The sequence below is a fragment of the Snodgrassella sp. genome (assembly GCF_024103505.1).
Lineage (GTDB): Bacteria > Pseudomonadota > Gammaproteobacteria > Burkholderiales > Neisseriaceae > Snodgrassella > Snodgrassella communis.
The window spans coordinates 16,533-39,548 of record NZ_JAGGIJ010000009.1; the positions used below are offsets into that span (position 1 = coordinate 16,533).

Annotated in this window: 22 protein-coding genes and 1 tRNA gene; 16 read left to right on the forward strand and 7 right to left on the reverse strand. The window is 45.0% G+C overall.

What is annotated here, in order from left to right; translation table 11 throughout:
* Positions 1–179: 179 nt before the first annotated feature.
* The 3 genes from J6578_RS09020 to J6578_RS09030 all read right to left on the reverse strand — a co-directional run bounded on the left by J6578_RS09020 (position 180) and on the right by J6578_RS09030 (position 3,187).
* On the reverse strand, positions 180–836 hold the full coding sequence (locus tag J6578_RS09020) for a protein-L-isoaspartate O-methyltransferase family protein (protein WP_239428496.1): 657 nt from the start codon (positions 834–836) through the stop codon (positions 180–182).
* Positions 837–1,630: 794 nt separating this feature from the next.
* Positions 1,631–2,023: a hypothetical protein gene (locus J6578_RS09025; protein WP_287954448.1), complete on the reverse strand. Its 393-nt coding sequence runs from the start codon at positions 2,021–2,023 to the stop codon at positions 1,631–1,633.
* Positions 2,024–2,722: 699 nt separating this feature from the next.
* Entirely contained in the window at positions 2,723–3,187 is a 465-nt protein-coding gene (locus tag J6578_RS09030) for an Lrp/AsnC ligand binding domain-containing protein (RefSeq protein WP_037491402.1), read from the reverse strand.
* A 179-nt stretch (positions 3,188–3,366) separates the two neighbouring features.
* On the opposite strand from J6578_RS09030, the gene J6578_RS09035 reads away from it, so the two are divergent.
* The 9 genes from J6578_RS09035 (at position 3,367) to metG (ending at position 14,385) form a co-directional block, all read left to right on the forward strand.
* A complete protein-coding gene (locus J6578_RS09035; RefSeq protein ID WP_239365775.1) occupies positions 3,367–4,623 on the forward strand; it encodes a D-amino acid dehydrogenase in 1,257 nt (418 codons plus the stop codon).
* Between the two features lie 627 nt (positions 4,624–5,250).
* Positions 5,251–6,309, forward strand: a complete 1,059-nt coding sequence (gene alr, locus J6578_RS09040; protein WP_239365772.1) for an alanine racemase — start codon at positions 5,251–5,253, stop codon at positions 6,307–6,309.
* A 120-nt stretch (positions 6,310–6,429) separates the two neighbouring features.
* Positions 6,430–7,587 (forward strand): succinyl-diaminopimelate desuccinylase, encoded by a 1,158-nt coding sequence (dapE, locus tag J6578_RS09045; RefSeq protein ID WP_239365769.1) that lies wholly within the window; start codon positions 6,430–6,432, stop codon positions 7,585–7,587.
* Positions 7,588–7,597: 10 nt separating this feature from the next.
* A complete protein-coding gene (gene argF / locus J6578_RS09050; protein ID WP_100102703.1) occupies positions 7,598–8,596 on the forward strand; it encodes an ornithine carbamoyltransferase in 999 nt (332 codons plus the stop codon).
* A gap of 35 nt (positions 8,597–8,631) precedes the next feature.
* On the forward strand, positions 8,632–9,855 hold the full coding sequence (locus tag J6578_RS09055) for a multidrug effflux MFS transporter (protein ID WP_287954451.1): 1,224 nt from the start codon (positions 8,632–8,634) through the stop codon (positions 9,853–9,855).
* Between the two features lie 68 nt (positions 9,856–9,923).
* The gene (gene pheA, locus J6578_RS09060) at positions 9,924–11,000 is read left to right on the forward strand and encodes a prephenate dehydratase (protein WP_100121484.1); all 1,077 of its coding nucleotides are present in this window, start codon (positions 9,924–9,926) and stop codon (positions 10,998–11,000) included.
* Positions 11,001–11,057: 57 nt separating this feature from the next.
* Positions 11,058–11,669, forward strand: a complete 612-nt coding sequence (locus J6578_RS09065; RefSeq protein WP_306807125.1) for an LOG family protein — start codon at positions 11,058–11,060, stop codon at positions 11,667–11,669.
* On the forward strand, positions 11,663–12,226 hold the full coding sequence (locus J6578_RS09070; RefSeq protein ID WP_239423507.1) for a ubiquinone biosynthesis accessory factor UbiJ: 564 nt from the start codon (positions 11,663–11,665) through the stop codon (positions 12,224–12,226). Before J6578_RS09065 ends, J6578_RS09070 begins: the two co-directional genes overlap by 7 nt.
* Positions 12,227–12,327: 101 nt before the next feature.
* Positions 12,328–14,385 (forward strand): methionine--tRNA ligase, encoded by a 2,058-nt coding sequence (gene metG / locus J6578_RS09075; protein WP_287954452.1) that lies wholly within the window; start codon positions 12,328–12,330, stop codon positions 14,383–14,385.
* 140 nt (positions 14,386–14,525) lie between these two features.
* On the opposite strand, the gene J6578_RS09080 is transcribed toward metG, so the two are convergent.
* From J6578_RS09080 to J6578_RS09095, 4 genes are all read right to left on the reverse strand, one after another.
* The gene (locus J6578_RS09080; RefSeq protein ID WP_037404778.1) at positions 14,526–15,812 is read right to left on the reverse strand and encodes a dicarboxylate/amino acid:cation symporter; all 1,287 of its coding nucleotides are present in this window, start codon (positions 15,810–15,812) and stop codon (positions 14,526–14,528) included.
* A gap of 337 nt (positions 15,813–16,149) precedes the next feature.
* A tRNA-Pro gene (locus tag J6578_RS09085) sits at positions 16,150–16,226 on the reverse strand.
* A gap of 83 nt (positions 16,227–16,309) precedes the next feature.
* Complete coding sequence (locus J6578_RS09090; protein WP_287954453.1) at positions 16,310–17,023, reverse strand: SAM-dependent methyltransferase; 714 nt, start codon at positions 17,021–17,023, stop codon at positions 16,310–16,312.
* The gene (locus tag J6578_RS09095) at positions 17,020–17,610 is read right to left on the reverse strand and encodes a Maf family protein (protein ID WP_093093040.1); all 591 of its coding nucleotides are present in this window, start codon (positions 17,608–17,610) and stop codon (positions 17,020–17,022) included. Before J6578_RS09095 ends, J6578_RS09090 begins: the two co-directional genes overlap by 4 nt.
* 51 nt (positions 17,611–17,661) lie before the next feature.
* Between J6578_RS09095 and J6578_RS09100 the strand changes: the two genes are divergently transcribed.
* The 7 genes from J6578_RS09100 to fabD all read left to right on the forward strand — a co-directional run bounded on the left by J6578_RS09100 (position 17,662) and on the right by fabD (position 23,012).
* The gene (locus J6578_RS09100; protein ID WP_239428019.1) at positions 17,662–18,165 is read left to right on the forward strand and encodes a YceD family protein; all 504 of its coding nucleotides are present in this window, start codon (positions 17,662–17,664) and stop codon (positions 18,163–18,165) included.
* Positions 18,166–18,197: 32 nt separating this feature from the next.
* On the forward strand, positions 18,198–18,377 hold the full coding sequence (gene rpmF, locus J6578_RS09105; RefSeq protein ID WP_037404788.1) for a 50S ribosomal protein L32: 180 nt from the start codon (positions 18,198–18,200) through the stop codon (positions 18,375–18,377).
* 167 nt (positions 18,378–18,544) lie between these two features.
* Entirely contained in the window at positions 18,545–19,072 is a 528-nt protein-coding gene (locus J6578_RS09110) for a phosphoribosyltransferase (RefSeq protein WP_093093044.1), read from the forward strand.
* Between the two features lie 3 nt (positions 19,073–19,075).
* A complete protein-coding gene (gene plsX / locus J6578_RS09115; protein WP_100149985.1) occupies positions 19,076–20,101 on the forward strand; it encodes a phosphate acyltransferase PlsX in 1,026 nt (341 codons plus the stop codon).
* Between the two features lie 77 nt (positions 20,102–20,178).
* Positions 20,179–21,141, forward strand: coding sequence for a beta-ketoacyl-ACP synthase III (locus J6578_RS09120; protein ID WP_239423511.1), 963 nt, complete (start codon positions 20,179–20,181; stop codon positions 21,139–21,141).
* 24 nt (positions 21,142–21,165) lie between these two features.
* A complete protein-coding gene (locus J6578_RS09125; RefSeq protein ID WP_239423512.1) occupies positions 21,166–22,029 on the forward strand; it encodes a hypothetical protein in 864 nt (287 codons plus the stop codon).
* A gap of 38 nt (positions 22,030–22,067) precedes the next feature.
* On the forward strand, positions 22,068–23,012 hold the full coding sequence (gene fabD, locus J6578_RS09130) for an ACP S-malonyltransferase (protein ID WP_287954456.1): 945 nt from the start codon (positions 22,068–22,070) through the stop codon (positions 23,010–23,012).
* Positions 23,013–23,016 lie beyond the last annotated feature (4 nt).

Genomic DNA, 23,016 nt, shown 5'->3' on the forward strand with positions numbered 1-23,016 from the left:
TGCTTGATATCGGGATGTATAGATGTTGATGTGAAATGGTATCTGGCTGGTGACAGTTATCAGGTAATTGTTTACAGCTGGTAGCGACTGTTGTTGCCAATAAAAAAGTTATATTGTTGTAAGCAGCAGCACAAGTTGTGGCAATAACAAGTTGTGCTGCTGATGTAGCTTTAATTTAATTAGAATTTAAACTGGTTTGGTGCTGGTATTTCTAGGCTGTGCAGGGCAGGAGCTACTGTTTCAAACAGGATGGTTTCCTTGAGTTGATTGTTTTGCCGTTCAAACAGAATGGCACGCATTACTGGAGCTTCGCCAATAATGGCTACCATGCGACCATCTTCTGCTAGTTGGTCGAGCAGGGTTGTGGGTAATGTTGGTAAGGAACCGCCGACATAAATGGCACTAAAAGGTGCCCCGGGTAGTTTATCTGCCAGTCCGTCGCAGCTTTTGTAGCTGATATTGGTGTAGTTGAGGTCGCTGAGGATAAGTTGGGCATGCTGCTGTTGTTCGGTGTCGATGTCAACGGTAATGACTTTGCCAGCCATTTTTGCCAAAATGGCTGTGGCATAGCCGGAACCGGTACCAATTTCTACTACGGTATCGGTTAGATTCAATTTCAATGCCTGAATCATCCGAGCTACTACTTTGGGTTCGAGCATTTTGCCACCGTTTGCCAGTCCAAGCGCTTGATCGGTATAGGCTACATCTTGCTGTTGTGGCAGGACAAAGCGTTCGCGCGGAATGTCGGATAAAACATCCAGTAAGTCGAAATCTAATACGTCCCAAGGACGGATTTGTTGCTCGACCATATTATAGCGGGCGGTATTGAAATCCATATCTGCTCCGAAGTGCGCACACCCGCCGAACGGGTGAGTGGTAAAGAGGTTTATAAAAGCAAAGTGCTGTATTTTTGGACTATTGCACACGAATACAGCTTGGGTTAATTATAAAACTATTTACGTTGTGGCAGTAGAGTAATTGTAAGTTGGTTCGCTCAGAATAAGAATTAATATATTGATTGATGTGTTAGAAATATGAATAAATAAGGATTTTTAATATGTTTTTTTGTTCGATTCATTATGAGTGCAGTCATCTTTAGTAATGTAATCAGGAGATTTATGCAGCAGTTTAAAGTTATCAGCCATGAAGGTTCTTTTATTTTTAAGAGTTCTTTCAAAACAATAGATGTGACATATTGAATTTAGACCTTGCTAATTAAAAAACTGTTTTCTATCATTATCTTTGTTAAAGGATGTATCAATATCTCTACCCATTAAACTATTGCTTTTATTAAATTTATAATATTTGTTATTACTTGAGAATTAGCATAACCTGTATTTATTAGATCCAGACGTTATGATCTATCCTTTAACCTTTTCTACTAAGGAGATATCATTTATGCTAAATAATTTATACGAAGAATATTTGAACACATATTATATACTGTAGGCGTAAATACCTACTCAGCGAAAGTATATTGCTATTATATTTGTTTGTAATAAGTAATATACAAGGCACTAATGTTGTATAAATTTTCTCTTTTTGATCTTATTAAAAATATGTACAAATAACACCACAGTTACGTTAATTTTTTAAATTATTTTGTTGTTAAAATCATGCTTTTTGTTACTTATGGCTTTGGGGTATCTTGGTCTCTTGTTTCAAGCCAATTTGTATAATCCGACTGAATTTGCGTCATTAATTCATTGATCTTTTTCTGGCTACTAATTTGTTGGGATACACTTACACGAGGTAAAATAGTTTTTTGCAACATTCCGTTTTTATTAAGTTCATTAAGCAATGATTCTTGCTCTGGTTTATTTTTATTGGGGTTGTTAAGTAATATTCTGATATAATTGGTTTTATCAAATGATAATTTTTGTATGTTCGTATTGTTATTATTTATTGCGCTTTGATGTAATATAGGATAAATATTTTCAATAACCTTACTCCAAATAGAAACTTGTTTATCACTTTGTTCCACGCCAATTCCATAAAAATAAGCTTCTGCAACGCGATTCATCGCGTTTAATGAGCCATGAAAAGCAGCTACTTTATAGCCATCTTTTATTATCTGGTTAATTGTTCGGGACTAAGTTTAGTATTATATTTTGGGAGTAATGTGTTGTCTTCGGGTAATTTTTCCACTGTAAATAGTATAAAAGCTGTCCATGTTTCATGAACATGATAACCACCTTTAATTAGATTATCTAAGTATTGAATTAATTTATTTTTTGTTTCTTGCCTAGATAAATCATTTAATAATCAGCCAGAGGCTAGAATATGATGAAAAGCGAACTTAGAAGCGATTGGATGTTCTGTATCTGGAAATAAAATGAAATTTTTAATATGTTGTTTTGAATGATTTGTAGTTATCCCTAAAATAGTGCGACCTAAAGCAGAAGATTTTCGCCATTAACCCATGTGGTTTTAAAGATGAAATGGATCACAGTGTATCAATTTGTATCTATTTTAAAACAAGCCGAAGCCGGTATCCTTGCCAACAAGCTTTGCTGTAAATAAGGCATGGGGAACTTAATTTTTATAAACGGCGAGAAAAATACGGTGGTTTGGAATCCTCAGATAGATTACTGTAGCTGAAAATAGGGCAGTTATTATTGATGACTCTGCTGTTGAGACAGTTAGTCGGCGGGCAGGCTTACAGCTGGCTGCCCGGGGAGTAAATTCAGGTTTTGCTCTCAATACTTAATATAGCCGGTATTTATTCCAGATGTAACATCTGTTCTTCTTTTACTTCTTCCATAACAACATAACTGCGGCTTTCGGCTGCAGCTGGCAATTGCAACAGGATATTGCCGAGCAGGTTGCGGTATGCATGCATATTTGGCAGGCGTACTTTAATCAGGTAATCATATTCGCCGGAAATAAGATGACATTCCAGTACTTGCGGAATAGTCAGTACTTCACGCCGGAAGTCTTCAAAAATATTGCCGGATTTGGAACGCAGTTTGATTTCCACAAATACCAGCAGACTCTGGTTTAAGGCACGCGGATTCAGGCGTGCATGATAACCGGTAATGATGTTTTCCCGCTCCAGTCGCCGTACCCGTTCGGTGACAGGGGTAGTGGATAATCCTACTTTGTCGGCCAGTTCGGTCATGGTGGTACGGGCGTTTTTTTGTAGTAAGGACAGTATTTTCATGTCCACTTTGTCAAGATGGTGCATGGTTTATCCGTTATATGAATGTGATTATTTGTCAAAATACTCCTTTTTTTTATTTAAATAAAGTGAAATTCACTATCATTCTTTGTTTACACTAGAAAAAGTAACTAAATGAACTGTTTGAGGATTTTGCAACTAAAACGGCTGATGTTATTTCATCTGATTGCTTGGGAGAGAAGGGAATGAAAGTACTGATTATGGGGGCTGGTATTGTCGGCGTGAGTACTGCCTGGTATCTGGCTAAGGCCGGACACGAGGTGACTGTGCTGGAACGTGCTGATCAGGCTGCAATGGAAACCAGTTTTGCCAATGCCGGCCAGTTATCCTATGGCTATACTACGCCGTGGGCTGCACCGAATATTCCGGCGAAAGTATGGAAATGGTTGTTCAAGGAGCACTCGCCTTTACTGATTCGTCCTGATGGTAGTCTTTCTCAGCTGCGATGGCTGTGGCAGATGTATCGCAATTGTAATGCACAGAGCTACGCCACTAATAAAGAACGCATGGTACGTATTTCTGAGTATAGTCGCGAGATGTTACAGCAGCTAGAAGCAGCAGAAAATATTCGCTATGAGGGGCGTAAGCGAGGTACTTTACAAATTTTCCGCACGGAAAAAGAGGTAATTGACTCGCGTTCTGATATAGCTGTTTTACAGGAATTCGGGGTGCCGTTACAGGTACTCAATAGTGTTGCTGAATGTACGCAGTATGAGCCGGCACTGGCACATATGGCCGGGAAACTGGCCGGTGCTTTGTATCTGCCTCAGGATGGTACGGGTGACTGTCATTTATTCACTACTCAGCTGGCAGAAAAATGTGCGGCTTTGGGTGTGAAGTTTTTATACCAGCATGTTATTTCGGATATCCATCAGGATAAATGTTCGATTAAGGGTGTGCAGGCTAATGGCCAGTGGTTTACTGCTGATCATTATGTCTGTGCGCTAGGCAGTTTCAGTCGCAGTATGCTGGGCAAGCTGGGAATTGATCTGCCAGTTTATCCGGTGAAGGGATATTCACTCACTATCCCGATAATTGATGACGATAAAGCACCTGTTTCTACGGTTATTGATGAAACTTATAAGGTGGCGGTAACGCGTTTTGATGAGCGGATCCGTGCCGGTGGCATGGCAGAATTGTCTGGTTATCGTATTCAGCTGAATCCCAAACGCAAGGTTACGCTGGAATTGGTGGTTAATGATCTGTTTCCGGGCAGTTGCCATACTTCTGAGGCTTTTTTCTGGAGTGGTTTGCGCCCGATGACGCCGGACAGTACGCCGATTATTGGTGCCAGCCGTTTTGTGAACCTGTCGTTGAATACCGGCCATGGTACGCTGGGTTGGACGATGGGGTTGGGTTCGGGAAAGATTCTGGCTGATTTGATTAGTGGAGTTAAGCCGGAAATTGAAACCAGTGATTTATCGCTGGCGCGTTATGTTTAATTTAATGATCTCGTTTGATTAAATGTATTCGCCTGTGTGGTGCGGTGCCAGAATATGTAGTTTGTAAGGACATACAGGAGCTGTAAAAGTTTTATTATGGTTAATGTTATTATTAATTTATCCTGTTTAGGGGTAAGGTCTGTATAGTGCTAATGATAAAATTCTGTTACTGGAAGTTGCTTCTGCCTGCTGGATTACAGAATCTGACCCGTAAATGGCTACACACTGGATATTGGTGGATGAGTTGCATGATTTTCCTGCTGGTGTTGCTATTGACTGGTAATACCAGCAGCTGTTTTATTCGGGTATGGGGCAGATAAAGAAATCGGAGACACTTGAATTTTTTCAGGCTGATGGCATGATTGCACAAGTTTGGCTGGATGCGCATCATTGACATGAGGTAGTAAACGGTAGAATAGAAGTACTGGCAACCGGTTTGCAGGAAAGGACTGGACTGGTAGATTTTGCTGATTTAGTTATCTATATGACAGATATGGGCGGTAATCGGTGGTGGTAAGATATACAGTAGCGCAGGTTATTGCGTAAACGGGCATAATTTGGTTTGCTTACAGGGATTGCTTTGCTTAAACAATAAAATTTGGTAACCATGATAACAGGGGAGTCATTATGCGTCCGTTAGTTGCGCATATTCGTTTAAATCACTTACGTGATAATTTTCTGGCTTTAAAACAGATGCATGGTGGTGGCAAAATGCTGGCCGTGGTGAAGGCTAATGCCTACGGACATGGTGCAGTGCGTTGTGCTCAGGCATTGGCTGATATAGCCGATGGATTTGCAGTTGCGTGTATCAATGAGGCAGTACAGCTGCGGGAAGCGGGTATACAGTTGCCGATTGTGATGCTGGAAGGCGTTTTTGCTGCTGAGGAGTATGCGCTGGCAGATCGTTACCAGTTGTGGCCGGTAGTAGGTAATTTGTGGCAGTTAGAAACGCTACTTGCTCATGACTGGCAAAAACCGGTAACAGTATGGCTGAAAATGGATTCGGGTATGCATCGTACTGGCTTTTTTCCACATGATTATGCACCAGCCTATCAGGCGCTGGCACAAAGTGATAAGGTAGCCGATGTGGTAAAAATAACTCATTTTGCCTGTGCCGATGAACCGATGAAAACGATGACGGCTGAACAGATTCACGCTTTTGAGATGGTGTGTGCTAATTTGCCCGGAGAAGTGAGTCTGGCCAATTCAGCAGCGATGATGGCCTATCCGCAAACTCAGTGTGGCTGGGGGCGAGCCGGACTGGCGCTGTATGGAATTTCACCCATGGGCGGTACAGATAGCCGCTTTAAGCCGGTGATGCGGCTGGTAAGCAAGGTATTTGGTGAGCGGGTATTGCAGATGGGGGAGCCGATTGGCTACGGTGCCAGTTTTGTTACCAACCGTTCAACTCGGGTAGGGCTGGTGGCCTGCGGCTATGCTGATGGCTATCCGCGCCGTGCTGCAACAGGTACGCCGGTAGCCATTGACGGGGTACGCAGTAATGTGCTGGGACGGGTTTCTATGGACATGATGACAGTACAGTTGGATGACCACCGGCAGTTACTCGGTAGTGAGGTGGAATTGTGGGGCGATGTTGTCAATGTGAATGAGGTGGCTGCAGCGGCCGGCACTATTGCCTATGAATTATTGTGTAATGTCAAACGGGCAGAAATGGTATATGAATAAGTTGCCATGGATTATCAATTGTAGGGTAAATATTTGGCAAGACAGAAAAATTAGTTTATAAAGATGTAATATGTTCTCAGGCAGCTTCTCAAGCTGCCTGAAGTTATTTTTTTTGAGTTTATGATAATGGAAATAGAAACACTGAAATTGGCCAAAGCTTTGATTGCACAGCCGTCTGTCACGCCAGATGATCATGGTTGCCAGTCATTGCTGATAAGTCGGCTAACAGCATTGGGTTTTCGCATTGAGTCCCTGCGGTTTGGGGAGACTGATAATTTTTATGCAGTTTATGGCGAAAAGGGGCCATTGGTATGCTTTGCCGGCCATACTGATGTGGTGCCAGCCGGAGATGAAAGTTGCTGGACTTCTCCACCATTTACGCCTACAGAGCGTGATGGTCGGCTATATGGTCGTGGTGCTGCCGATATGAAAAGCAGTATTGCTGCTTTTGTTACTGCATGTGAGCGCTTGCTGGTACTACAGCCGGATTTACCACTGCGTCTGGCTCTGCTGATTACTTCAGATGAAGAGGGCGACGGACACAATGGCACCAAACGCGTGGTCGAGCTTCTGCAACAACGTGGTGAACAAATTGATTATTGTATTGTAGGCGAGCCTACCGCTGTTGATACGCTGGGAGATATGATAAAAAATGGACGGCGTGGTTCGTTATCCGGCACGTTGCGGGTACACGGCCGTCAGGGACATGTGGCTTATCCGCATCTGGCTGCTAATCCTGTTCATTTAGCCGCAGCGGCACTGGCTGAGCTAACCGCCACGCATTGGGATGACGGCAATGCTTATTTTCCGCCTACTGGATTCCAGATTTCTAATATTCATGCCGGTACTGGTGCAACTAATGTGATTCCAGCCGAGTTAACGGTGCAATTTAATTTCCGTTTTTCGACAGAATCCAGTGCGGAGAGTTTGCGCCAGCGTGTACATGCCATTCTGGATAAGCATGGTTTACGCTATGATTTGGACTGGGCATTGTCGGGACAACCATTTCTGACCACAGCAGGGCGTTTAACCACTGTTGCCCAGACTGCCATTGACCGTGTATGTAAGGTGGCTGCACAGCTATCTACTACTGGTGGTACTTCTGATGGTCGCTTTATTAAAGCCATTGCCAGTGAGTTGATTGAATTGGGGCCAGTGAATGCAACTATCCATCAGATAGATGAATGTGTGGATATTGCTGCCATAGCACAGTTATCGGCGATTTATGAAGATATGCTGCAACAGCTTGCCCAGCCTGATTCCTGCCAATCTGCATGAGGAGATAATAATGAGTCTTGTAAGCCAGAAACATTTTTTAAAGCTGCTGGACTATACACCAACAGAAATTCAGGCATTGCTGGATTTAGCTGCCAGATTGAAAGTTGAGAAGCAAACCGGTACAGAGCAGCCGTGTCTGGCCGGTAAGAATATTGCTCTTATTTTTGAAAAAACTTCCACCCGTACCCGTTGTGCCTTTGAAGTAGCTGCACATGATCAGGGTGCGCATGTGACCTATCTGGATAGCAGTGGCAGCCAGATTGGACATAAGGAGAGTATTCGTGATAGCGCACGGGTTCTCGGACGCATGTATGATGCCATTGAGTATCGTGGTTATGCTCAGGAGACTGTTGAGCAGCTGGCTGAATATGCGGGGGTGCCAGTGATTAATGGTTTAACCAATGAATACCATCCTACGCAGATGCTGGCTGATTTGCTTACCATGAAAGAAAACAGCAAAAAACCTTTAAGCCGGATTGCCTACGCGTATGTGGGCGATGCCCGTTATAACATGGGCAATTCTTTGCTGGTAGCCGGTACCAAAATGGGTATGGATGTGCGCATTGGTGCTCCGCGTGCTTTCTGGCCGGATGACTGTTTGGTGGCACAATGTCGCGAGATCGCCGCGCAGACTGGTGCACGGATTACGTTAACTGAAGACGCCGCAGCAGCGGTTAATGAAGTTGATTTTATCCATACCGATGTGTGGGTATCAATGGGTGAGGCGACAGAAGTCTGGAGAGAACGCATTGAACAGCTTAAGCCATATCGGGTTGATGCTGGGCTGCTTGCAGCCAGTCACAATCCTGCAGTGAAATTCATGCACTGTCTGCCGGCAATTCACAATCGTGATACTCAGCTTGGGCAGTGGCTGTTCGATGAATTTGCTCTGAATGGTGCTGAAGTGAGTGAAGATGTGTTTGAAAGTAGCGCTTCTATAGTATTTGAACAGGCAGAAAACCGGATGCATACCATTAAAGCTATACTGGTCGCATTACTGAATACTTGAACGCATTTAGTTTGCTGTTAATGGAGAAAATGGTTATGCAAGCTTCCCGAAATCAGTTACTGATTAATCCGCGCTATCTGGCATTGCTGTTGGCGGTGATGGTGGCCATTATGCCATTTTCTACGGATATTTATCTGTCTTCTGTGCCAGAAATGGCTACTTCTTTACATGCGCCGATTTATCAGGTTGAACGCAGTCTGTCCAGTTTTATGTTTGGTGTGGCACTGGGACAATTGCTTGGGGGGGCGATATCCGATATTAAGGGGCGAAAAGTCATTGCCATGATTGGCTTGAGCGTTTATCTGCTCTCAGCGATTGCCATTGTCTTTATCAATTCTGCCAGTGAACTGCTTTTCTGGCGCTGGATTCAGGCTCTGGGTGGCGGCATGGCAACCGTTACTGTTGGTGCTACAGTACGTGATTTTTTTCAAGGTAATGAAGCTGCCAAAATGTTTGCCACTATAGGCATTATTACTCTGGCAGCACCGCTGGCAGCGCCGATGCTGGGTACGGCACTGGCTGCACTAGGTGGCTGGCGTATTATCTTTATTTTTCTGTTTGTGTACGCTTTAATGGTGTTGATGTGTGTGTGGCGGTTTATGCCACAGGTTAAAATAGATTTTCAGCCATTAGACAGTCGGGTTTTTCACAAGATAAAACAGAATTTTTCTGTGGTTTTTCATGAGCCCGAAGCGCTTGGCTTTATGTTTTTGCAGACTGCTGCTTTTGCGGCTATGTTTGTTTTTTTGACTGAATCATCATTTGTTTATATGAATATCTATGGTCTGAGCGCACATCAGTATTCTTGGGCTTTTGCCGCTAATATAATTACCATGATGCTGTTTAATCGGATAACAGCCTATCGTCTGCGTACTACACCCGCGCGAAATATTTTACTCAGTGGTGTGTTCTTGCAGCTGAGCTGTAATTTATTATTAACTATGGTGGTGTGGAGTATGAACCGACCACCGTTTTTCCTGCTATTGACGTTAATTATGTTTTCTATTGGTTCACAGGGGCTGATTGGTTCCAATACGCAGGCGTGTTTCATGAGCTATTTTCGTAAAATAGGCGGCAGTGCCAATGCCGTGCTGGGTACCATGCAGTTTCTGATTGCCGCTATGGTGGGCTGGCTGACTACGCTGCTGCACAATGGTTCGTTACATGTGATGCCAACGATGATGCTGATTTCTACCAGTTGTGGTGCCATTTTGCTTTGGACTTTGTCACGCACTGCATGGCAGGAAAAGTATAGATAATTCCGGGCAGCCGCAGCAGGCTGCCTTTTTCATGTTTTTTGAACAAATTATTAATAACACTACTGATTATGTCTGATAACGATAAACTTAAACCGCATCGCGATGCCATAGACCAGATTGATAGCGAAATTTTGCGTTTATTAAATCAGCGTGCCGGCCATGCCCAGGCCATTGGTACGTTAAAAGGAGAAGGAATAATATACCGTCCAGAACGTGAAGCGGCAGTTTTACGCCGAGTACAGGAACAGAATCCGGGGCCATTATCCGGACAGGCGGTTGCCCGTCTACAACGGGCGATTATGAGTGAATGTCTGGCATTAGAACGACCATTAACTGTGGCTTATCTTGGTCCGCAGGGCACGTTTACTGAGCAGGCTGCCATCAAGCACTTTGGTCAGGCAGCACAGACACATCCGTGTGCTTCAATAGAAGAAGGCTTTCGCCTGGTAGAGGCACAGCAGGCAGATTATGTGGTAGCACCCATTGAAAATTCTACTGAGGGTTCAGTGGGGCGCACGCTTGATTTGCTGGTAACCACACCATTAAAAGCCTGTGGTGAAGTTAATTTGCGCATTCATCATCAATTACTGCGTACCGTTGCTTCTGAACAAGGCATCAATAAAGTTTACGCCCATGCTCAGGCACTGGCACAGTGCCGTAACTGGCTGGATAAAAACCTGTCTGAGCAGGTGGCACGGATTGCTGTGGCCAGCAATGCTGAAGCAGCACGGCTGGCGACTGCTGACAGTGGTGCCGCAGCTATTGCCTCACTGATGGCTGCCGACCATTACCAGCTCCAGATACTGGCACAGAATATTGAAGATGAACCCAATAATACTACCCGTTTTCTGGTGCTGGGACGTAATATCACCACTAGCAGCGGGCGGGATAAAACTTCGCTGATTGTGGCTGCACCCAATAAGGCTGGTGCTGTACATGATTTACTCCAGCCTTTTGCAGACTATCATGTTTCTATGACTAAACTCGAAAGTCGCCCTAGTCGTGGTGGTTTGTGGGAGTATGTATTTTTTATCGATATTGAAGGCCATCAACAGGATGCAGCAGTGGCCGCAGCACTGACTGCTTTACAGCAGCGGTCGGCATTCCTGAAATTGATTGGTTCTTATCCGCAGGCTGTGATTTAAACGTAAAACAAATTTTCGCCTGAAACAGGTACAAATTACCTCAGGCGTGGAGACAAAATGAGTATGAAAAATATTGTTGTATATTGTGGTTCTAACTTGGGACAGAACAAAGCTTATTTCGATGCTGCACAGCAGTTGGGACAGGAAATGGCACAACAGGGATACCGTCTGGTTTATGGCGGTGGCAATATTGGTCTGATGGGTACAATTGCCACAGCCGTACTGCAACATGGCGGTGAGGCCATTGGTGTGATTCCGAGCTTTCTCAAAAATATGGAAGGCGCGCATCCGGGGCTGACTAAACTGTATGAAACGGCTAATATGACCGAGCGCAAAAACAAAATGATTGAACTGGCTGATGGTTTTATTGCCATGCCCGGTGGTCTGGGCACTTATGAAGAATTGTTTGAAGTGCTATCACAGGCACAGCTAAAGCTGCATCCCCATCCGGTAGGGATTTTGAATGTGGCCGGCTTTTTTGATCCGCTAATCCAGATGTTGCAAAATACTGTGACAGCCGGCTTCATGCCACCAGAAAACATGGATTTACTCTGCTGCGCCACCATTCCGGCAGAACTGTTAGAACAGATGCGTCACTGGCAGCCACGGGATGCTGTGAAATGGGTTACCCCGCAATGGGCACAGCAGATCAGAGAAACGCAATGTTAACTCTGGCACTGCTTAATCATCTTATTCAGCAGAATGTAGAGCTTAAAACACGCTGGCAGCAGCATCAGCAGCGGGTTATTGCACTGGTATTACCTATGCTGACGCTTAAAGGCCGGATTGATGCACAGGGTTTCTGGCAGGAGGATTGTGCCGAAGCTGACACCACAATTACGATTGCATCAAGCGCGCTGAGTAAAATGCTTAGTGGTATACAGCCAGGAGTTGGCGATGTGCACATTAGCGGAGATCATGCACTGGGTATGGCCATTCTGCCACTTATACAAGCATTACAATATGACTGGCGCAATGATCTTACTAGGCTGCTTGGTGATACTGTGGGCGGAAAAGTGGCACAGGAACTGGAAAATCTCTATCAGCATGGCCGTGCAATCAGTCATGGTATTGCCGCACAGGTGGCTGACTATGCGCGGGAAAGCGATGCTGCGGTGGTGGGACAGCAGCAATTACAGCAGTTTACGGCACAAGTGGAGACATTACGTGACGACAGTGCACGTCTGGCTGCCCGCATTGCCCGCTTGCAGCAGAAGCTTAACTAAATTCCATTCTGCCGGAACAGCACACGAGCCGTTACTGTAGCAAAGAAACGGCTCTGGTATAATTTCAAGAATTTTTACTGAATATCAACGATACATCAATCATGACACAACAACGCAAAATACTGGTTACCTCTGCCTTGCCCTATGCAAATGGAAATATTCATCTGGGGCATATGGTTGAACATATTCAGACTGATATCTGGGTGCGTTTTCAGAAGTCCCGCGGCCATGAATGCTACTACGTCTGCGCGGATGACACGCATGGTACGCCGGTGATGCTGGCGGCACAAAAACAGGGTGTCACACCAGAAGAAATGATTACCAAAATACGGCAGGATCATCTGGCAGATTTTACTGGTTTTGGTATCGGCTATGATAACTATTACAGTACTCATTCCCCTGAAAATGAAACCTTGTCCCGTAGTATTTATCTGGCTTTGAAAGCAAATGGCAAAATTGAAAGTCGTACCATCGAACAGTTATTTGATCCGGAAAAAAAACTGTTTCTGCCAGACCGTTTTGTTAAAGGTGAATGTCCGAAATGCCATGCGCAGGATCAGTATGGTGACAATTGTGAGGCATGTGGTACTACCTATAGCCCAACCGAACTGATTAATCCGTATTCTGCAATTTCCGGCGCTACTCCTGTGCTGAAAGAATCAGAACATTTCTTCTTCAAGCTCGGGGAATGTGCTGATTATTTGAAACAGTGGACTGCCGGCAGTACCCGGCTAGTTGATGGCCGCCAGCAACCGCATTTGCAGACAGAGGCGCTGAATAAAATGAATGAGTGGCTTCAGGATGGCAACCTGAGCGACTGGGACATTAGCCGCGATGCGCCATATTTCGGTTTTGAAATTCCGGATGCGCCCGGTAAATATTTTTATGTCTGGCTGGATGCGCCTATCGGTTACATGGCTTCATTTAAAAATCTATGTGAGCGTATCGGCGTAGATTTTGACCAATGGTTCCGTGCAGATACCGATACCGAAATGTATCATTTTATTGGCAAAGATATTCTGTATTTTCATGCACTGTTCTGGCCGGCAACCCTGCAATATGCCAATCTGCGTGCCCCGACAGGTATATTTGCCCACGGTTTTCTCACCGTAGACGGACAGAAAATGTCCAAATCCCGTGGTACTTTCATCACAGCACGCTCCTATCTGGAACAGCGTCTGAATCCGGAATGGTTGCGGTATTATTTTGCAGCCAAACTCAATAGCAAGATTGAAGATCTGGATTTAAATCTGAATGATTTCATCGCCCGCGTTAATAGTGATCTGGTTGGCAAATACGTGAATATTGCTGCCCGTGCTGCTGGGTTTATCAGCAAGCGTTTTCAGGGTAAATTAACCGATGTCAGCAATAGTGAGCTATTGCCACAGTTACAGGCACAAAGTGAAGCCATTGCAGCCAGCTTTGAAGCACGGGAATATGCGCGCGCTTTACGTGAAATCATGGCACTGGCCGATGTAGTGAATGAATATGTGGATGCCAACAAACCGTGGGAGCTGGCACGGCAGGAATGTCAGGAAGTACGTTTGCAACAAGTGTGCAGTGAGCTGATTAATGCTTTCCGTATTCTTACTGTTTATCTGTCGCCAGTATTACCGCAGCTGGCTACTAAAGTGGCCGCTTTTTTGAATGTGGCACCGCTAAGCTGGAATGACAGTATGACTTTACTGCCAGCGGATCACAGCATCAATACCTATCAACATCTGATGCAGCGGGTGGAGCAAAAACAAATTGATGATTTGGTAGCAGCTAATCGCCAGAATATTCAGCCAGCGTCAACAGCTGCTACTGCTGCATATGAAGCTGTGGCTGCCACGGCCTCATTTGATGACTTCATGAAAATCGATATGCGTGTAGCCAGAGTGCTGACGTGTGAAAAAGTTGAAGGTAGCAGTAAGCTGCTTAAATTTCAGGTTGATCTTGGTTTTGAGCAGCGTACGATATTTTCTGGTATTGCAGCCAGCTACCCTGAGCCTGAAAAACTGGTTGGGCGCATGGTAATCGTAGTAGCCAATTTTGCGCCACGTAAAATGGCCAAATTTGGTATGTCTGAAGGTATGATAACTTCGGCTGCTGGTAATGGTAAACTGTTTTTGCTGGATGTGGATAGTGGAGCCGAACCGGGTATGAAAGTCGGCTGATTATTCATTCGAAAAAAACAGACCAGTTAATATTAACTGGTCTGTTTTTTTATTTTAAAAGTGATGAGATTGTTAATCTCAGCATCTGTGATATGGTCGCTAAATTTCTGTAATCAGAATCTTATACCTGAATGAAATGATTATTTCAATGCTTCATGCAGGCGCTCTGAATCTAGACCTTTTTCCCAGCGTGCGACAACAATAGTGGCGCAGGCATTGCCAACCAGATTGGTGAGGGCACGGCATTCAGACATAAAGCGGTCAATACCGAGGATCAATGCCATCCCTTCTACCGGTACAGACGGTACAACGGATAATGTGGCAGCTAGTGTGATAAAGCCGGCACCAGTTACCCCTGCTGCACCTTTTGAGCTGAGCATCGCTACCAGCAGCAACAATACCTGCTGTTGCAGTGTCAGATCAATGTTACAAGCCTGCGCAATAAACAGCGCGGCCAAGGTCATGTAAATATTCGTACCATCCAGATTGAAAGAATAACCGGTGGGTACCACCAATCCAACAATTGATTTTTTGCAACCGGCATTTTCCATTTTCTGCATCAGCGTCGGCAGCGCAGCTTCAGATGAGCTTGTGCCCAGTACCAGTAACAGCTCTTCCTTAATATACTTCACCAACTTGATGATAGAAAAGCCGTTATAACGGGCTACCGCACCCAGAACAATCAGAATAAACAGTACTGAGGATATATAGAAGGTTAAAATTAGATAAAGCAGATTGCCAATAGAGTCAATACCGTACTTACCAATAGTAAAGGCCATGGCGCCAAATGCCCCTACCGGTGCTGCGCGCATCAGAATGGATACCATTTTGAAAACCGGTGCAGACAAATCATGAAAGATATTGATCAGCGGACGGGCTTTTTCACCAATCATTGCCAGAGAAACGCCAAACAAAATAGCAATAAACAGGGTTTGCAGGATATTGCCATTGGTAAGCGGGCTCATTACAGTGGTTGGAATGATATCCATCAGAAAACCAGTTAGACTGGATTCATGCGATTTTTGCACATATTCATGAACTTTAGTACTTTGCAGGGTTGTCGGGTCAATATTCAGACCATGTCCCGGTTGGGCAATATTAGCCACAAGCAACCCTATCGCCAGAGCCAGAGTAGAAAAAGTCAGAAAATAAACCATAGCCTTGCCAGCTACGCGCCCCATGGTTTTCATATTATTCATCTCGGCGATACCAGTTACCACTGTGAGGAAAATAACCGGAGAGATGATCATTTTGACTAATTTGATGAAGGCATCGCCTAAAGGCTTCATGCTTTCACCAATACTGGGGAAAAAATTACCAAGTAAAATGCCAATAATAATGGCGATAATTACCTGTATATACAGAATCTGATACCACCGCTGTTTCTTTGGTGGTGGATTCATTTCCTCAATTTCGAGTGGTAACATGTTAATCTTTCAAAAACTTGTGTTTAAAGACTACCGCGTTTCAAAGTTATTATGAATAATGTGAGACATTATTCGCAGATTATAAAGCCTACATAACTTTACGGAAAAGCATTATTAATAACTAAATAATAAACAGGCGGTCAAAAAGTGCATACTATAAAGGATTTTTTCATAAAAACATCAGTTTGGCAAAGATTTAATTCCATTTACAATAATTTGTTTTTATATGCAAAGAATCAATATTATCCTTTAGATTGTAACAAAATTTATTTGGCATAATTCGGCTTGATTGTAGAAAAACCGTCTGCTCATAATTGAACAAACGGTTTTAAAAATATGGTCGGAGTGAAAGGATTCGAACCTTCGACCCCCTCGTCCCGAACGAGGTGCGCTACCGGGCTGCGCTACACTCCGAAATAAGCTGTGCATTATAGGCAGTGATGTGCACCTTGACAAGAGTGAGGTACAAGTTATTTCTAAAAAATGTCAATCAGGTATCAACCAGCATACAGCACAAACAGGCATGGTCTTTTTTTCAGTTGCGGCAGTACTTTCATGCTTTTCCATGTTGCAATACTCTGACTAATAATGGTTTGAGTGGGCATAGTTAAATCAGCTGCAATACACAGACGGGTTTGCGGATGCAAGCTGGCAATGGCATCTGCCAGTAAAGCATCATTGCGGTAAGGCGTTTCAATGAAAAGCTGGGTTTCATTTTCCTGCCGTGAACGGTTTTCCAGCGCGCGCAGGCGTTCAATGCGCGCATTCTTCTCCGCAGGCAGATAGCCCTTAAAGGCAAAACACTGTCCGTTGGTGCCAGAGGCCATCAGTGCCAGCATAATGCTGGAAGGGCCAACCAGCGGCATAACAGTAAAACCAGCCTGATGTGCCAGTGCCACCAGTTGTGCACCAGGATCAGCTATAGCCGGGCAACCGGCTTCACTGAGTAAGCCCATACTGCGGCCAGCATGTAACGGTTGCAATAATGCAGCAATATCGCGTTCTGCCGTGTGTTCATTCAGCGTACGCAGATTCAGTTCGCGAATCGGCGTGTGTACACCAAATGCCTTTAAATGGGCACGTGCCGTTTTTTCGGCTTCAACAACAAAATCGGTCAGCCTAACAATATTTTCCTGTTCATGCGCAAGTAGACAGGGCGTATCGGCCATTCCTAGCGGGGTAGGAATCAGATAGAGTATGGGACTGTTCATAAAATATTTATTCCTTCAGCCAGCAGAAAGTCCACCAGACGAAAAACCGGTAAACCAATCAGCGCATTCGGGTCTGAGCTTTCAATGCGTTCAATCAGCAGAGCACCCAGTCCTTCACTTTTGGCTGCACCAGCACAGTGCACCGCATCAGGCTCCAACGTCAGATAACAATTGATCTGCGCATCTGTTAACGTACGCATCACAACGCGCGTTTCATCAATATGCTGATGCAGACGGTTTTTAGCAGTATTCAGTACCGTCAGTGCACTGTAAAACCTCACCTCCTGACCACTCAAATAGTGTAACATCTGTTGTGCTTTTGCTACGGTGAGTGGTTTGCCCAGTTGCTGTTCGCGACACCAAGCAACCTGATCGCAGCCGATAATCAGTGCATCCGGATAAAGACTGGCCAGAGATTGAGCTTTACCGCTGGCTAGACGTAAGGCTGTCTGTGGAGCGGTTTCAGCAGGTAGAGGCGTTTCCTCAAAATCTGGCCTAACTGCGTCAAAAGGGATACGTAATTGCTGAAGTTGCTGCTGGCGAAAACGTGAACTGGAAGCCAGAATCAGCTTTTTATCACTCGGCATAGATGCGAACTCATTGACATTATAAAGCTTAAATTATATCATCCGCCGTTTATGTTAGACCCTATTTTGATTGATACGGCCACGTTCACACATGAACAGCAGCAACGCTGTGGTCAATTGCGGCTTCAGGCGCTTGACCGGCGAGTTTGGTCACATGAACTTTTGGCGCAACGCGACGGCAATATCCAGTATAAAATCAGCGGTGGAATTGATCGCTGGCAGCGTCCTTTTATTGATATCAGCATAGAAGGTGAGTTGCAGCTGGTGTGTCAGCGCTGTTTACAGGCAGTTTCCTGGGCGCTGAATGACCAGTCGCATATAGTGCTTTTTGCCAGCGAACAGTTGCTGGACGAGGCTATGGCCGCTGATGGATCACTTGAAGGCGCGGTATGGAGTGCAGAATATGATTTGGCTGCACTGGTGGAAGACCAAATTTTAATGGCGATTCCAGTTGCACCGCGACATGAAGATTGTGATCACACTCTGGCAATACAAACCAATCAAGACTCTGGCAATCCTTTTGCCAGACTGGCAGGACTGAAAAGCGGCCACTAACGAATTAACTTAAATTTCCCAGGAGCTTTAACATGGCAGTACAGCAAAACAAAAAATCCCCTTCAAAACGCGGTATGCACCGCTCACACGATGGTCTAACCGCCGTACAGGTTTCTACTGACACCACAACTGGTGAAGTACATCTGCGTCATCATATTTCTCCAAACGGTATGTACCGTGGACGCAAAGTAATCAAAGCCAAAGGTGAATAAATCACTTCTGTGATTATTCAATGCGTATGAAAGCCAGACATTGCAGTAGCAATCACTGGCTTTTTTGTATCCATTATTAGCAGGTAATTCAACCTGTTTAAGATAAAATACTTTCACTTTCCCAGCAGCCATCAGTGGCTTGCTCTTTATATTGACCCGGGTTTCCCATGAAAAAAATCTGGTATAACTACGAAGACATACATCGTGCCATCCAACAGCTGGCTGAAAAGATACAGAAATCAGGACATTCATTTGATGCAATGATTGCTATCGGTGGCGGTGGATTTATTCCGGCACGTATACTGCGTAGCTTTCTGAATATTCCTGTATACACCGTTACTTTATCTTATTATGATATCAACGATTGTCCGACCGATTGTCCGCAGAAAATTCAATGGACAAATGGTTTTGACGAGAAAATGAAAGACAAGAAACTACTGATTGTCGACGAAGTGGATGACAGTCGAGCCACGCTCGAATATTGCATTCGTGAATTACAGCATGAAGGTTTTCAGCAGCTGGGCGTTGCCGTACTGCACGAAAAACGTAAACCCAAAAAAGGGGTATTGCCAGCAGATTTACCTTTCTATAGTGCAATACAGGTAGATGACTGGTGGATTAATTATCCTTGGGATGCACTTGATATTGATGAGCACTATGAAAACGTTGCAGCCCAAACCACACCTGAGGCATAACATATGACCTTAAAAACCATCGCAGTTGATGCAATGGGCGGCGATTTTGGACTGGATGTTACCATTCCGGGAGCGCTGACTTTTTTACAGCAGCAAACAGATGCAGCACTGATTCTTGTTGGTGATGAAACTAAAATCAGAAACGCATTAACCAAAGCCAGCGCCTCTATGGAGCGAATTACCATCTGTCCTGCCAGTGAAGTAGTAGGCATGGATGAAGAACCAACGTCTGCGCTCAAGAATAAAAAAGATTCCTCCATGCGTGTGGCCATTAACCAGATTAAAGAAGGGCAGGCACAGGCAGCCGTCTCGGCCGGTAATACTGGTGCCCTAATGGCAACTGCACGCTTTGTATTGAAAACTATTGCCGGTATTGATCGTCCGGCTATTGCCAAGTTTTTACCCGGGCGTAATAATCACGTTACACTGGTACTTGATCTTGGTGCTAACGTTGATTGCAGTAGTACCCAGCTTTTGCAGTTTGCTATTGCGGGCAGCCAGCAGGTGGCAGCACTGTCGCCTGAAAATATCCGTCCGCGGGTAGGCTTGCTCAATGTTGGTACCGAAGACATCAAAGGTAATGCTGCCGTCAAAGAAACACATCAGCTTTTACAGCGCAGCAATCTGAATTTTGTTGGTAATGTTGAAGGTAATGCTATTTTTACGGCCGAAGTCGATGTACTTGTAGTCGATGGTTTTACCGGCAATGCCATGCTGAAAAGTATTGAAGGTGCAGTTAAGTTCGTTGGTACGGTTGTTAAAGAGGAATTTACTCGTAGCTGGTTCAACAAACTGGCCGCTATAATTGCATTGCCGACATTGAAAAGCTTTAAGCGGCGTCTGGATCCGCGGCGCTTCAATGGTGCCATTTTCCTTGGCCTGCGAGGCGTAGTAGTCAAAAGCCATGGTGGCACCGATGCCACAGGCTTCTGTTTCGCACTGCAAGAGGCCTATAAGGCTATCAAGGCAGATTCAATTACGAAAATTCAGGCTGGCGTAGCACAGCAACTGACTGCGCTGGAAGAATAAATCACCCTGTTACAAAGGCAGACAAGTTAAATGACTTTGTTTAAAATGTGGCCTTTGTTGTAAATAAAGACTATGCCATGCTAAATGCTCATATTCTAGGCACAGGCAGTTATCTGCCTGCACGCCGTCTGTCCAATGATGACCTGAGCAAAATCGTTGATACCTCTGATGAGTGGATCGCCACACGCACAGGAATCAGAGCGCGCCATATTGCTGCTGAAAATGAACAGACCAGCGATCTGGCTGTTGCCGCAGCACAGGCCGCACTGGCCGATGCTGCCATAGCTGCAGAAGACATCGATCTGATTATTGTTGCTACATCAACGCCAGATATGACATTTCCGGCTACAGCCTGCATCGTACAGAACAAACTTGGTATTTCCGGTTGTCCGGCATTTGATGTTCAGGCAGTCTGTGCCGGTTTTATGTATGCAATGGCAACCGCCAACGCCTATATCAAAAGCGGTATGGCGAGCAAAGCACTGGTTATTGGCGCTGAAACTTTTAGCCGCCTACTAGACTGGAATGACCGGCGTACCTGTGTCCTGTTTGGGGATGGTGCTGGTGCCGTGGTTCTGGGTGCGTCTGAACAGGAGGGCGGTATCATCAAAACCAGATTGCAGGCAGATGGTGGTTATAGCCATATCTTGCAAACACCCGGAAAAATCGCTGCCGGCAATATTGAAGGATCACCCTATCTTTATATGGATGGGCAGGCTGTATATAAATTTGCAGTTAAGGCACTGGCCAATATTGCCAAAGAAGTTATTGAAGAATCCGGTTTGCAGCCAGCTGATATAGACTGGATTATTCCGCATCAGGCTAATCTGCGTATTATCGAATCCACTGCTCGCCATCTGGGCATACCGATGGACAAAGTCATTGTTACGCTGGCAGAGCAGGGTAATACCTCAGCTGCCTCTATTCCATTGGCACTGGATGAAGGGATTAAAAGCGGCCGCATCCAGCGTGGTCAGACATTATTGCTAGAAGGTATTGGCGGAGGCTTTGCCTGGGGTGCGATTACCCTGAAATACTAATACCGTTTTTATCAGAGTCGCATTATGCTACCACAATCAGCATTAGCCGGTATGTATCCGGTTATCATGTCTCCTAGCCATGATGGCCGTTACTTTGGTAATTATGTGCAGTCGTTGCTGGATTTAGTGGCTGCGCATACTCGTGCTGGGTTTCCGATACAGGTATTCATGCATCAGGGTGAAAGCCTGATTACCCGGGCACGCAATAATTGTGTAGCTAAATTTCTGGCACATCCAGAGTGGACACACCTATGCTGGATTGATACCGACATCGGTTTTTCACCGGAAGCATTTCAGCGACTGTTATTGGCAGATCGCGATATTGTTGCCGGCGTGTACCCGCTCAAGCGAGAATCATGGCCGGCAGATGGTATTGATGCACATATGAACCAGCAGCAGTTCAATGCCACCTATACACGCTATGCCATCAATATCAGCCGGGCAGATGCCAATAATGAAGTGCATGTGCAGATAGATGATGAAGGTTTTATTGAGCTTCCAGAGGCACCAACCGGATTCATGGTGATTAAGCGTGAGGTCTTTACCCGTTTAATGAAAGCTTATCCTGAACTGCAATATCAGCCTGATTGCCCCGGTGTTGATAATCAGGGTTATCATTATCGTTTTTATGACTGTCTGGTTGACCCAGTAACCAAACGTTATTTGTCTGAGGATTTCAGTTTCTGCCGTTTGTGGAATCTGCTGGGCGGTAAAGTTTATATTGATGCACGCTCCAATCTGACTCATATGGGTAATAAAATCTATCAGGGGCCGTTTGCTCAATCACTGGAAGCTAGCCTGAATTATGCAATAGGTGCACCAGCTGGTGCCAAAATGTTTCTGCACCACAATCAACCCTTACAGGCCAACCAGTCTCCATCAAAATAATTGTCTCGATATTAGTTCCATTCAAATCAAGGAAGACCATGAATATTGCTTTTTTCTTTCCCGGTCAGGGGTCACAAAGCCTCAATATGATGGCCGGTTTCAACGACATGGCCATTGTCAAAGAAACATTCCAACAGGCCTCGGCAGCACTTGATCAGGATTTATGGGCACTGATGAATGGTGAAGATAACACTGCCCTGAATGAAACCGTTAATACCCAGCCGCTGATGCTGACTGCTGGTATTGCAAGCTGGCATGTCTATCAACAACTGCACGGACAGAGACCAGTGATGCTGGCAGGCCATAGTCTGGGCGAATACACCGCTCTGGTTGCAGCAGGTAGTCTGGGCTTTAATGATGCTGTCAAACTGGTTCGTCTGCGTGCCCAGCTAATGCAGGAAGCTGTTCCAACTGGGCAAGGTGCAATGGCAGCAATATTGGGATTAGATGATGATGTCGTGCGTCAGGTTTGCTTACAGGCGCAAAATGAATTATCAGGTACCGTTGCCGAAGCAGTAAACTATAATTCGCCCGGTCAGGTGGTAATAGCCGGAAGTACTATGGCCATCTCCCGTGCCTGTGAACTGGCTAAAGCGGCTGGTGCCAAACGTGCTCTGCCTTTACCAGTATCTGTACCTTCTCACTGTCGTCTGATGAAGCCGGCTGCCGACAAACTGGCTGTGGCTCTGGCACAGATTAAAATTGAAACACCACAGATTCCGGTATTACATAACGTGGATGTTGCCACACATTCTGAGCCGGAAGCAATTAAACAGGCGCTGGTGCAGCAGTTGTATTCACCTGTGCGCTGGACAGAAACAGTGCGCAAACTGGTGGCAGAAGGTATTACTGAGTTTGCTGAATGTGGTCCGGGTAAAGTACTGGCCGGTCTGGCCAAGCGAATTGATAAAAGTGCCAGCTGTACAGCTTTAACTAGTGTAGAAAATATGGAAAGTTTCATTGCTGCGCATTCTGCCAGCTAAAGGA